The 11,655-nt window shown below is 66.4% G+C and carries 12 protein-coding genes; 7 read left to right on the top strand and 5 right to left on the bottom strand.

All coding sequences use genetic code 11. From position 1 onward, the window contains the following. Positions 1-57 precede the first annotated feature (57 nt). Complete coding sequence (locus ACH34W_RS48090; RefSeq protein WP_395967965.1) at positions 58-678, top strand: TetR/AcrR family transcriptional regulator; 621 nt, start codon at positions 58-60, stop codon at positions 676-678. A 197-nt stretch (positions 679-875) separates the two neighbouring features. Here the strand turns inward: ACH34W_RS48090 and ACH34W_RS48085 are convergent, their stop codons facing one another. Continuing rightward, positions 876-1,712, bottom strand: coding sequence for an NAD(P)-dependent oxidoreductase (locus ACH34W_RS48085; protein WP_395967964.1), 837 nt, complete (start codon positions 1,710-1,712; stop codon positions 876-878). Between the two features lie 52 nt (positions 1,713-1,764). Here ACH34W_RS48085 and ACH34W_RS48080 point away from each other — a divergent pair, with 52 nt between their 5' ends. The 3 genes from ACH34W_RS48080 to dacB all read left to right on the top strand — a co-directional run bounded on the left by ACH34W_RS48080 (position 1,765) and on the right by dacB (position 4,328). Then, positions 1,765-2,115 carry a MerR family transcriptional regulator gene (locus ACH34W_RS48080; protein ID WP_395967963.1) on the top strand — a complete coding sequence of 117 codons (351 nt, stop codon included), beginning with the start codon at positions 1,765-1,767 and terminating at the stop codon, positions 2,113-2,115. Between the two features lie 168 nt (positions 2,116-2,283). Further along, positions 2,284-2,646 (top strand): nuclear transport factor 2 family protein, encoded by a 363-nt coding sequence (locus ACH34W_RS48075; protein ID WP_395967962.1) that lies wholly within the window; start codon positions 2,284-2,286, stop codon positions 2,644-2,646. Positions 2,647-2,714: 68 nt separating this feature from the next. Then, entirely contained in the window at positions 2,715-4,328 is a 1,614-nt protein-coding gene (dacB, locus tag ACH34W_RS48070) for a D-alanyl-D-alanine carboxypeptidase/D-alanyl-D-alanine-endopeptidase (RefSeq protein WP_395967961.1), read from the top strand. A 182-nt stretch (positions 4,329-4,510) separates the two neighbouring features. Here dacB and ACH34W_RS48065 read toward each other — a convergent pair whose 3' ends face one another. After that, positions 4,511-4,696, bottom strand: a complete 186-nt coding sequence (locus ACH34W_RS48065) for a hypothetical protein (RefSeq protein ID WP_395967960.1) — start codon at positions 4,694-4,696, stop codon at positions 4,511-4,513. Positions 4,697-5,118: 422 nt separating this feature from the next. After that, complete coding sequence (locus tag ACH34W_RS48060; protein WP_395967959.1) at positions 5,119-6,156, bottom strand: peptidoglycan-binding protein; 1,038 nt, start codon at positions 6,154-6,156, stop codon at positions 5,119-5,121. Positions 6,157-7,654: 1,498 nt separating this feature from the next. On the opposite strand from ACH34W_RS48060, the gene ACH34W_RS48055 reads away from it, so the two are divergent. From ACH34W_RS48055 to ACH34W_RS48045, 3 genes are all read left to right on the top strand, one after another. After that, positions 7,655-8,017, top strand: a complete 363-nt coding sequence (locus tag ACH34W_RS48055; RefSeq protein ID WP_395968061.1) for a TetR family transcriptional regulator — start codon at positions 7,655-7,657, stop codon at positions 8,015-8,017. Between the two features lie 576 nt (positions 8,018-8,593). Further along, positions 8,594-8,878 (top strand): serine hydrolase, encoded by a 285-nt coding sequence (locus ACH34W_RS48050; protein ID WP_395967958.1) that lies wholly within the window; start codon positions 8,594-8,596, stop codon positions 8,876-8,878. A 105-nt stretch (positions 8,879-8,983) separates the two neighbouring features. Further along, positions 8,984-9,472, top strand: a complete 489-nt coding sequence (locus ACH34W_RS48045) for a pyridoxamine 5'-phosphate oxidase family protein (RefSeq protein WP_395967957.1) — start codon at positions 8,984-8,986, stop codon at positions 9,470-9,472. 676 nt (positions 9,473-10,148) lie between these two features. On the opposite strand, the gene ACH34W_RS48040 is transcribed toward ACH34W_RS48045, so the two are convergent. Beyond that, a complete protein-coding gene (locus tag ACH34W_RS48040; RefSeq protein ID WP_395967956.1) occupies positions 10,149-11,117 on the bottom strand; it encodes a hypothetical protein in 969 nt (322 codons plus the stop codon). Positions 11,118-11,218: 101 nt separating this feature from the next. Beyond that, positions 11,219-11,524: a hypothetical protein gene (locus ACH34W_RS48035; protein ID WP_395967955.1), complete on the bottom strand. Its 306-nt coding sequence runs from the start codon at positions 11,522-11,524 to the stop codon at positions 11,219-11,221. Positions 11,525-11,655 lie beyond the last annotated feature (131 nt).

Here is an 11,655-nt window from a genome sequence, read left to right as displayed (position 1 = left end):
GGGATACGATCGTATGCGTCAATACGTACGGTCGTATTGCCCGGTACGATCGTATGCATGACTCGAACAGGCGACGCACGCCGCGGCGCGATCGTCGATCGCGCGGTGCACATCGCATCGGTCGAAGGCATCGAGGGTCTGACGCTCGGGCGCTTGGCGGAGGCCCTGCGCATCAGCAAGAGCGGCATCCAGACCCTCTTCGGCACCAAACAGGAACTCCAACTCTCGATCGTCGCGGCCGCATCGAAGGTCTTCGAGCGAGATGTCTTGCTGCCCGCCGAGCGGCAGCCCGCCGGGCTCCCGCGACTGCGGGCGCTGATGTCGTTGTGGATCGACTACCTGGAGACATTCGAAGGCGGATGCTTCTTCGTTGCTGCCGCAAGCGAACTCGACGGCCGGCCGGGATCCGTCCGAGACGCGGTCGCAGACGCCGTCGCCCGAGCCGACGCCCTGCTCCAACGCGACGTCGAACTCGCCCTGCGCCTTCGGGAGCTTCCGCCAGACACCGACGTCGAGCAGCTCGTCTTCGAACTCCACGCCATGGTGCTTCAGGCGAATCACGATCGCCAGCTTCTCGGCCGCAAGGACGCCCTGACCCGCGCCCGTAACGCGGTCAACCGCCTACTGGACGTCAAGCAGCAAACAGGTGAGGCGGAATCCAGTGAGATCACCAGGTGAGGATTTCCGGCTGCCGGCCGGGGAAGGCGAACCGGTGGACCTTGCCGGTTGCGAGCTCCACACGGTGTCCTGAGCCGCTGCTCCACAGAAGGAGCACCTTGCCGGAGTGTGCGCGAGCTCGGTTGCCAGCAACGCCGCGCGGACAGACATGGCTCATCCCGGCCGGGCTGTCCTGGCCGGGATGAGGCGTCGGTTATCTAGAGGGCGGCGGCGAGGCGGGTGAATCCTGCTGACCCGTGGCCGGCATCGATCGCTTGTTGAACGGCGGCTCGCGCGGAGGTGAGTACGCCGTTGTCGAGGCCGTTCGCTCGAATGGCCTGCAGGACGTGGTCCATGCTCGCCGCCGCCGAGACCATCGTGGACGCGTCACCGGGGTAGTGGTCGGCGGTGAGGTGCTCGGCGACCACGTCGATCAGGTCAGGGAGAAGCCCGGTCGCCACCTTGATGTAGCCGGCTATGTCGGCAGGGGCGATGTTCTCCGCGGCGGCGAACTGGAACGCGTGCACGACCCCGATCAACGACGTCCAGAACGCGTCCAGCATCGAGGCGTCGAACCCGGCCGCCCGGCCTGGATCCTCGCCAACGTGCGTCGCGTTCTCGCCCAGTGCGGCGAGCGTCGGCCGATGCGCCTGGTAGACGTCGTTCGGCCCGCTGAACAGCAGGGTCGCTTCCGGGCCGCCGATGGCCGCGGGCGCGCCCATGATGAGGCCGTCGAGGTAGTCGAAGCCGTGCTCAGCGGCCCACGCGGCCATCTCGCGAGCCTGCTGTGGTGAGCCGCCAGTGAGGTTGATCAGGGTGCGGCCCTTCAGGGCGTCGGCATCGAGAATCGACCGCACGGCCTCGTAATCCAGGACGCACACGACAACGAGCGGGCTGGCGGCGATCGCTTGCGCGGCTGTCTCGGCGACGGTGGCGTTGAGGTCGTCCCCCTTGCCAGGCGTGCGGTTCCAGACGGTGGTGGGGTGGTCGGCGGCGAAGGCGGCGGCCAGCGCACGCCCCATAGGGCCAAGACCCAGAACGGTCACGGGTGTCATGGCGGTTAAGCTAAACCTTCACGTTGATGTCAGAGTCAACTCTGGAGCGGCGATGCGGATCGGGGAACTTTCGCGGCGGACGGGCGTCAGCGAGCGCGCGCTGCGGTACTACGAGGAACAAGGCCTGCTACGTCCGGACCGTCGGCCGAGCGGCTACCGCGTGTACGGCGACGCGGATGTGGCGGCAGTGCGACGGATCAGGGTTCTGCTCGCGGCTGGGCTGAGCACTATGCAGATCGTCGAAGTGTTGCCGTGCATGGTCGATGACGATGACCTGCTGGTGCCTATTTGCCCCGAGCTCGTCGACGAATTGGTGAAGCAGCGGGACCGGATCGGCGCGGCCATCGACGAACTGGCAGCGACACGCTCCAACCTGGACGCCATCATCGCCAACGAACGGTGAGCATGTCGCATCCGACGATGTCCTGGGACAACGCGCTGGAGTCAGCGGGGGGTGACCGGGGCCGAAGGCGCGGGTGTTGCCTGGTCGTGGCTGGTCAGCGATGAGTTTTGGGTCGGCGAGGGATCTGTATGGACAGTGACCGATCGCCTGAGAAGAAGGATGTTCCACATGACCCAATACCCCGCTCCCGCCGACGTTGCTGTCAGCTTCATCAAGGCGTGGGGAAGTCAGGACATGAACGCGGTGGCCGGCCTCCTCGCCGAGGACGTCACCTTTGAGAGTCCGCGGATGAAAGTCCACGGAGCCGAATCGACCCTGGCGACCCTGGGGGAGTTCTCTCAAGTGGTCACCGGGATCGACGTCCTGGCCGTCCTCGGCGACGACCGGCAGGCGATGATCATGTACGACATGGCGACCGGGCCGTTCGGGACGCTGCGGGTGGTCGATCACCTCGTCGTGGAGAACGGGAAGATCAAGGCGGACTCCATCGTCTTCGACACCTACGAGCTGCGTAAAGCCCAGGAAGGCTGATCACGGCGGGCGATCTCATGTGAACGAATCTCTGGTCCCGATGGGCCGGGGGCTCTAGGATCTCCGAAATGTCCCGCTTCCCCCTCAGTCGGACCAAGGCCCTCCTCACCGCCGGCGTCGCCACCGCCACGGCGGGCGCGCTGACCGTGACACTCGCCTCGGGCGACCCGGAACCGGTGCGCGCGGCCCCGGTCGCGGCCACGCAGACCATTGCCCTCCAGTCGTCCGGCGACCTGCGCAAGGACCTGGACACGATCCTCGCCGACCCCGCGCTCAAGGGCGCCAAGGTCGGCGTCGTCGTCCGCTCGTACGGTGACGGCAAGGTGCTCTACGCGCGCGGCGGGGGTACGCCCCTCATCCCGGCGTCCAACCAGAAGCTCGCGACGACCGCCGCCGCGTTCGGGATCCTGGGGGCGGGCCACAAGTTCCGGACGAACGTCATGACGCGTGCCGCGCGCAAGGGCGCCACGCTCCGGGGCGACCTCGTCCTGAAGGGCACCGGCGACCCGACGCTCCAGGCCAAGGACTACGACCGCCTCGCCGCCCAGCTCCGCGCCAAGGGCGTCCGCAAGGTCACCGGACGCCTCGTCGCCGACGACTCCTGGTTCGACGCACGCCGCTTGCCGCAGGGCTGGGATCCGTCCGACGCGCCGTTCGCCTACGCGGCGCAGGTCTCCGCGCTCACCGTGTCACCGGACGCCGACTTCAACGCGGGCTCCATCGCCGTCGAGGTCAGCCCCCGAGCCGCCGGAACGCCCGTCGCCGTGCGCACCGTCCCCGCCACCGGATACGTCAAGATCGTCAACCGGGCCACGACCGGCGCCGCCGGCTCCGCCTCCACGATCAGCGTGCTCCGCAAAGCCGGCACCAACGTCATCGAGGTCACCGGCTCCCAGCCCGCCGGCGGCGGCAGCCGCACGAGCCTGGCCAGCGTCCACGAGCCGACCCTCTACGCCGCCGACGTCTTCCGCCGCGCCCTGCGCGCCCGCGGCATCGCCGTCACCGGCAAGACGGTGCGCGGCGCCGTCCCCAAGGGATCCCGCACCCTGGTGTCCCGTACGTCGATGCCCTTGGCGAAGCTGGCCGTCCCTTACATGAAGCTCAGCAACAACAACATCGCCGAGATTCTCGTCAAGACGATCGGCCGCAAGACCTCCGGAAAGGGCACCTGGGCCGCGGGCCTGCCAGCCGTCCGGAGGCACGTGTCCAAGCTCGGCGTCAACACCTCGCAGCTCACCTTCGCCGACGGCTCGGGCCTCGGCCGCGGCAACCGGATGACCGCCGACCAGCTCGTCAACCTGCTGCGCGGCATCCGGACCAAGCCATGGTTCCGCACGTACTACGACTCCCTGCCGATCGCGGGCAAGCCCGAGCCCCTGGTCGGCGGCACCCTGCGCACCCGCATGGCCGGAACGGCGGCCGAGGGCAACGCCCACGCCAAGACCGGCACCCTCACCGGCGCGACCGCCCTGTCCGGCTACGTGAAGGATCCGAACGGCGTGCCCGTCGTCTACTCGATCCTCTTCAACGCCTACCCGGGCTCGATCACGACCGTCCGCGGCGTCCAAGACAAGATCGTCGTCCGGCTGGCCGCCGGGTCCAGTCCGCAACGCCTCACCGTGCAATCGAACCCGAGCCAGCGCGTCCCCGAGCTTGAATGCTCCTGGACCGGAACCTGCTGATCAGGATTCAGCGAGCAACACTCTCGGTCTTGGCCGGTGGTGGGGCGGAGCCTGACAGGTGCGCCACTCCCCGGCCCTGAAGTGAACGACCTTCACCACCCACGACGGCGGGACGCTCACAACGAGCGCCCCGCCGTCTGCGGTTTCCACCAGGGGTGCCCGCCATGGGGCGACGAGCCAGGTCAGCGGACGATGCCGTAGGCGCGGATCGTCGTTTGGTCGACGGTGTTGCCGTCGGCACCCTCGGCGTGGGTGCGCAGGGACGCGTGACCCGCGATCGCTGGGTGGTGAAGGGTGGCCTGCCAGCCGTCCGCGGTCTTGCGGGCCGGGTCCGGGTCCAGGTCCTGCCGTCGTTGTACGACACCCACAATGACACGCGGCCAATGACACGCGGCGCAGGGACAGCCGGGTCCGGCCGGCGCCACGTTCGACGGCCAGGGTGAGCGTCTGGTCGCGGCCAGCCAGGGCCCGGTTGTGCTCGCTGAGCGCGGTCGGTCTTGTACGTGACGCCGAGGAGGGAAACCGCGTCGTGGCCTTGGTAGGCGAGAACGAGAGCCGGATGCTGGTTAGCGGCTCTGAGGTTGCGCAGGTCGGCTATGCAATGTTGCTGAGTTTGGGAGCCGCCCTGGCGGTTGAGGTGGGCGCTACTCACAGTGCGGGAGTGCCGGTGGCGCGGTCGAGCTCTACGCGGCGATTCGCCGCTTCGCCATGTCCGAACGCGTCGTCTCACCGATCCGGCCCGCGCCCGGCGCCGGGGAGCTGCTCGACGACGGCAGTGGAGCCTGATGGATCAAAGGTTCGAGTCGTCGGTGGCGGATTTACATTTCCAGTTCCGGAAGGTCTTGGTGCGTTTCCATATCGTGTGGGCGGCCTGGATGTTCCATTCGGCGTGCAGGGCGGTGATCGGGGAGCCGCCCAGTTCCAACAATTCGGTGTCAGACAATTGGAACAGGCCCCAGCGGCGCACCCCGTACCGATCCCCGATGACCTGCAGCGAGTCGAGGTAGGACAGGCACCATGCCAGGGCGACGGCGCCGGCCGGGGCGGCAGTGAAGACCTCTCGGATCCGACGCGCGGCTTGGGGTCGGGTCCACGAAGGAATCGGTTCTGATCTCCTGGTCAGCACGGCCCGTTTGGTGGTGGCATCGACCATGGCAGACGGTGGCAGCCCGGCGAAGACCTGGAATGCCGTTACGCGGCTTTTGGTCAAGGGCCCGTACCAGCCATCGGCCGGCAGGTTGAGACCGTGTCGTTGTAGGTGCCGTTGCAGGTCTTGTACGCACGTGCCTCTGGTTCCCAGCGTCATGGGTTCGGGACACCGGTCCAACAGGGCAGCCTGCCTTGGTCCGCTGCTCACGGCCGGTGCGCTGGCAGCGGCAGTTGCGACAACGACGGCCACTGCCATCAAGACGGCGATACTGCGCTCACGGTTGACGGGACGGGCGCTCAGTCGCGGCTTCGGCTCCAGGGGCTGAGGCGAGTCGGTGTTCTCGGCGACTTTCGGGTGGTCGATCGCGACGCTTGGGTTCGCCCCCGCGTCCAGGGCGGCACGAGCGGCCGTCCACCTCGCTACTTCGTCCGGGGGACAGCCGCATGCGGTCACAAAGTCGATGAGCAGCTCACGGCGGGGAAGCCGATTTCGGGAAAGCGCTCCGGCGATGGTGCTGTGCGGCAGATACCTGCCGCGACGAATGGCCTGTCGTTCTAGCTGCCGATAGGTCAATCCCGACCACTGCTTGAGCTCCCGCAGGCACTCCATGAACTGCGGGACGGTGCGCGCGGCACCAGGGTCGGGAGGCGGGACGGTATCACGAACGACTTCCGCCATGGCAGAAACCTCCACCTGACCAGTCAAAACACTGTTCCGTACAAGGTCGGACAGGTCTCGATCTTCTCATGGATCAGACCGGCGTGGAATCGTGAGCCGACGGCCAAAAAAGGCCTGGAATCCGACAGGAGGCGCCACTTTGCAGGCGGCTTCATCTCAGCATTGAAGGGCAGGGTTTCTCATGCGGTTCTATGTGCGTGCGGTCATTCTCTCGGCCTCAGCAACACTCACTCTCGCGAGTCCCGCAATAGCCTCCGACATGGTCGAGGGCCCTGCGGGCATCCGCGCGACCGCTCCTGCCGCAAAAACAGCAGTAAAGATCTATTCACAGCGGCAACTCAGCGAGAACTGTCCCGACGGATATTTTTGCGGTGCGGAATCGGGAGGGAGTCCGTACTACTTCAAGTCGGGGACATGGGAAAATCCGATGACTGGGAAAGGGTGGTGGATCAACAATCTGACCTCTGGAAGGGTCGTAATGTGCAACACCCGTCGGGAGAGGATCTATGCCACCCCGCTTCCCCCTTCCAAAGATCTCACTGCTGACTGGACTCCCGTCGCCTGGCTCAGGGTCAACCCCTGGAACCCAGAGGGCGGCTGCTAGGGCTCATTCGCCATCCGTTCGGGAGGGCTTGCCCATGGCACCCTTCCGGCCCAACCATCCATGGAGAGAAATGGAAAGAAGCGTGAAGCGTCTATCGGCCAGCATTCTCATCGCCTGCACGACGACACTAGGTGCCCTCAGCGTCATTTCCCCGGCCGCGGCCGCTGGTACCCAGGCGGGGTGGGACTGTGATCGCTGGACATCCGCCGATGCCCTGGTGGGGTACGTCCAGTGCTTCGACCTTCCCACCGGCTTCAACGTCTACCGTGCCAAAGTGACGTGCTCTGGAGTCGGGGGGACCCGGACCATCTACGGATCCTGGGTTCGCAAGCCGGAGAAGTCTTATGCCAGATGTTCCTCCAACGGCTCATCCGGTGTCACCGGCGTCACGGCCCAGGCCGACATAGCCTGATGCGCCCTGCAATCGACTCATTCGAAGGAACAAACCATTCAAGGAAGGTGACATGCAGAGAGTTCCTCTCGTCCTCATGGGAGCTGTTCTGAGTGTGTCGCTCGTACTGGCGGGAGCATCCTCGACCGCGACTGCCGCCGCGTATGGCTGTTCGGCGTGGCGCACGAGTGACCAGACCGGTGGACTGGCCCGCTGCACGAGCCTGCCGGCGCACGACTACGTGAGAGTGATCGTTTCCTGTGCCGCCTACAACGGATACACGTGGACAGAATACGGACCGGGCGCTTCCAACAGAGAAACCTCCCGCGCGTTCTGCTCCAGCGATCCTGAAACCGCCAAGGCCACGAGAGTGACCTACCAGGTCATCTGAAACCACTGTCCATGAAAGTGCCTGGCGTGGCCATCGCCCCGAAAGGCCGGACACGCCAGGCGCAATCTGATCTCGTCCGCGAGGCCCATACTTCGTTCTTCCGCGACTCGCCATCGCCGGCGCCGAAGGGCTCGCCGCGCTGTCCATGCAGCGAGTCGCCGGCGAACTCGGCTTCACCAAGATGGCGCTGTACCGCCACGTCAGCGGAAAAGCCGAGCTGATCGCCGTCATGATCGAGGAAGCCGTGGGCGTCCGCAACACCCGGCCAGTCACCCTCGGCCGGCACTCAGCCCTGGACCACGCAGCACCAACTCAGTCCCACCCTCACCGCCCTGCCCGACCACGCCGCCGACCGCTTCCCCGCACTGAGCGCCGCAATCGCATCCGCCGGAACACCCCGGACAAAAGCCGTGAGTTCGGCCTCCAACGACTCCTCGACGGCCTAGAAATCCTCATCGACCAACGCACCGGCTGACGAACAAGCGCATCAGCCAACGCGGTCACCGCGAAGACCGGAAATCGTGCCTCGCACGCCGGGGCGCTTGTCACCCGTCGCGGGGTCCACGCCGACAGAGTCCTTGGCGGCCCTGAGGCGGGCGACCCGGTCAAGGCAACCCGTCATGGCGCCCGGCGGCAGAGCAACCGCCGAGATCACGGGGACCCTCGGCCCTCCAAGGCGGCATCACTGAACCGGCAGGGCGTACCCGCAGCTCAGAGCAGAGTTCGTTGGCTTCTCGGTGATTGCTGCAACTGCCGCCAATTGCATCGGATGCGAACTCGCCGCGGTTGGGAATTCGCTGTTCGGCGAGGCTGCGACGTGGGGCTGCCGGGGATTTCGTGTTTCGCGGGCGTATCGAAAAGCGCATACGCCACCGCAACAGCCCTCCATCTTCAGTGGCGGTATGGACCACAGCGGTCCGTGCCGAGGTCAGGGTGCCCCGGCTCCGGCAGGTGATCACGAAGTGGAGCGCGTCGTGTCGTACAAGAACGTTCGTCCGCCACTGAGGAGGGCCGGTCTGGCCGCCGGTGTCGCCATGCTGGTGGTGGCCCCATGCGGGGCCTGCGACCGCCGCCCCGGCGCGGGTCGGGAACGTGCAGAAGGCGATGGAGGAGCTGGCCAAGAGCGGGGGTCGTCGGCGGGGCCTACGTCGACGGCAGACCCGTCGGACTGCGCGGCGCGGGCTCCCGGTTGCTGGGCGGCGGGGGCGGGCGGGTACCCGCGGACGCTCGCTTCCGGATCGGTTCACAGACCAAGCAGATGGCGGCAACCGTGGTGCTGCAGCTGGTCAAAAGGGTTCTGACGTCGGGCAAAACGAGCCGTTCGCAGCCCCGCTGACGAATGGTCCGGCGATGTGTCGAAGCGCGCGCAGCGCCGTTCGTCTAGAAGGTACAGCCTCCAACAGGGGGCGGAGAACTTACGCCCACGTGAAGGGGGATCGTCGTGCACGCCGACGAAGAACTGGCCTCAATCCTGGTCCCGCGCTGCCTGGCCGAGCGGCGGGCCTATGCTCGAGACCGGCTCGAAGCCGACTTCCAGATGTGGCTGGCTACCGGCAGCGACGGCCATGGTGCGCATCTGATCCCCGTGGCCTATGCCTGGGATGGCTCGGCCCTGTATACCGCGACTTTTGTTAAGAGCCGCACTGCCGCCAACATCAAAGCCCGCCCACAAGCGCGGGTCGCTCTCGGCGACACCGCCAACGTCATCATGATCGACACCAGTGCGTCGCTTATGGAGGTCCCCGACATCGACGCTGACATCGCCGAGCACTACGCCAAAGTCTCCACAGACCCCCGTACCTACCCGGAGGGCACGTTCGTCTACCTACGCCTGCAACCCAGGCGCATCCAGGTCTGGAACGGCTTTCACGAATTTGTTGGGCGCACGGTCATGCGGGACGGCCGATGGCTATATGACCCAGTCGACTGAGGTGATCTCAGACTGCGCGGCCTCCGTGGCCCCCTCGGCGGGTGACATCAAGATCGACCGCCACGCATAGCTCGTGCACGGGGATGTGCGTGCTCTGGCGCGCGCCTGCGCGCGTTGCGCGAGGGGATGCACGATGCGCATGCGCAACGCCCTCCGTCAACTCCTCGCCCAAGCCACGGCTTGAACTGATAGGCAGTGCGCTCGATCGATGTCACGCACACCCTCCACGCACCGTAAACGGAGCGTTGCCCCCTACAACTCCTGAGCCGGGTCGTGGAAGGGGCGAAGACCGGCGTCGAGTTCGGCGCGGGTGAAGGCGTATCGGCCCAGGAAGTTGATGTGGTCGTATCAGATCGGTGAGAGCCGGGGCACCCTGGCGAACCTGCGGGTGTGGTAGGTCCCGGCCACCGCGCCCGACCGTGTGCGGCACGGCGATCCGGGTCGACGTCGCAGCGCGGATAGGGGTGCCGCTCGACCTCGTCGGCCTCGGCCGGTTCGGGGTCGGTCTGTTCGCCGGTCGGCCTGCTGGGTGGGGGGCGGCTCTTCGCGGAGGATTTTGATCAAGCTCTGGGAATGGAGGGGGGTTTGTGAGACCCCTCCATTCCCAGCGTGAGCGTGTTCGCAGTCCTGGGTTGCCGTTAAGGGCGCTGCACCAGGGCGAAGTAGCTGGAAGCGATCATCTGGCCGGTGTCTGTCGGGTGCTGTCCTGCGGCGGGATGGGGCCGTGTCGGAGTTCGGCTTGGAGGGTGTCGTAGGTGGGGGCAAGGGTGCGCAGGGTGTGGGCTGCGGTGCGGTTGTCGCCGATGGCCAGCGACTGTTGGAGTGACCCGATCAGCCGGGCCTGCCGGAACATGACAGCTGCCGCTTGGGTCCGCTCGATCTCGCGCAGGCAGGTGGCCGCGTCGGTCATTCGTCGTGCACCCACGCGGATCGCGAAGTGGATGAGGTGCTCATACAGCCTCTCGTCGCGGTGGCTTTCCAGCGAGGTCGCCAGGGCCAGGGCGGCGTCGCCGTTGCCCGTGCTTCCCGGCGGCATGGCGTGATCGGGGTCGGCGCGCAGCCAGTCCACCGCATGGGGAATGGACGCGGTAAGGGCTTCTTTGGTACTTACACGCCGGGCTCGCGTGAAATTCGTACGCGTCGTGTACGGCTCACCGAAATCGATGGTGTCGGCCTGCCATGCCTTGATGAAGTCGTCGAGCGGGAGAGGGGCAAAGGGATACCCCTGGGGGTCGTGCGAGATCACCTGATCGTTGTTGATGTCGAGGACGGTGAGATAGTGGTCTGCGCCTATCGGCCCGGTCTTGCCCGGCTGGTAGTGCAGATATCCCATCTCGATGGGACCGGCCATGACCGGGCCGTGGGCCAGGCAGGAGGTGAGACGCTCCAGTGCCGTGTCGGGCGGGCCTCCGCTGCTGGTCTCCGCGGTCCAGCCGAGGGCGGTGAGCGCCTTGTCAATGCCGATCTCGGGGTTCCAGCCATAGGGGTCGAAGAACGGCAGCGTGCCGCCGACCAATTGCATGCCGAACGGACTGCCGGTCACCGTCTCAATGACCGCGACCGGCGGCGCTTCGGCGCCCAGCATCATCGCCAGGCAACTCGAATAGCAGTATGGGCCTGAACCGATATAGGAAAGATTGATCACGGGTGACCTTCTCAATTTTTCGGCGAAAACGCCACCGATGGCTCGTGATTATGTGATGGGTTTGTGCCTGTTACTGCGGGCCGGCGGCGGGCGGGAGGAGATCAGTTCGACAGGCCGGTGAGGTCGATGGCGGCCAGTCGTTCGGGGTCGGACAGGATGTCGATCGCGGTGATCTTGCTGTCGGTGACGGTGAAGCTCATGATCGAGAAGAGTTGGCCGTCGACGGTGTTGACCAGTCCGGCCGTTCCGTTGATCAGTGCGGGACGGCTGGTGGAGGCGGTGGCCATGCGGTGGAAGGTGGCGGTCTGGCCGGCCACCGCCGCGCGGCCGCGCAGGGTCTTCATACCGCCGGGCAGGGCCTTTCCGCCGTCGGCGCGCAGCACGACATCGGGGTCGAGGACGGCCACTAGATGTATTCGGCCAGGACGTTGGTGGCGGGCCGGTAGGAGTTGACGTAGGGAGAGCCCCCCGGGTGGGGTGTGGGTTGTCTAGGTCCACATCCACCGGGAGGCTCTCGTGTCTCACCGTAACGCCCGCA

Source organism: Actinomadura sp. 6N118, assembly GCF_044326415.1.
GTDB lineage: Bacteria > Actinomycetota > Actinomycetes > Streptosporangiales > Streptosporangiaceae > Spirillospora.
The sequence above is the reverse complement of the archived record's forward strand: the minus strand, read 5'-3'. Positions and strand labels throughout refer to the sequence as shown.

What these genes read in the sequence shown, in the direction of transcription:
- ACH34W_RS48080 (WP_395967963.1), top strand. Translation starts at nt 1,765, where the DNA reads ATGCGGATCGGGGAACTTTCGCGGCGGACGGGCGTCAGCGAGCGCGCG.
- ACH34W_RS48060 (WP_395967959.1), bottom strand. Translation starts at nt 6,156, where the DNA reads ATGGCGGAAGTCGTTCGTGATACCGTCCCGCCTCCCGACCCTGGTGCC.
- ACH34W_RS48075 (WP_395967962.1), top strand. Translation starts at nt 2,284, where the DNA reads ATGACCCAATACCCCGCTCCCGCCGACGTTGCTGTCAGCTTCATCAAG.
- ACH34W_RS48085 (WP_395967964.1), bottom strand. Translation starts at nt 1,712, where the DNA reads ATGACACCCGTGACCGTTCTGGGTCTTGGCCCTATGGGGCGTGCGCTG.
- dacB (WP_395967961.1), top strand. Translation starts at nt 2,715, where the DNA reads ATGTCCCGCTTCCCCCTCAGTCGGACCAAGGCCCTCCTCACCGCCGGC.
- ACH34W_RS48050 (WP_395967958.1), top strand. Translation starts at nt 8,594, where the DNA reads ATGCGGGGCCTGCGACCGCCGCCCCGGCGCGGGTCGGGAACGTGCAGA.
- ACH34W_RS48090 (WP_395967965.1), top strand. Translation starts at nt 58, where the DNA reads ATGACTCGAACAGGCGACGCACGCCGCGGCGCGATCGTCGATCGCGCG.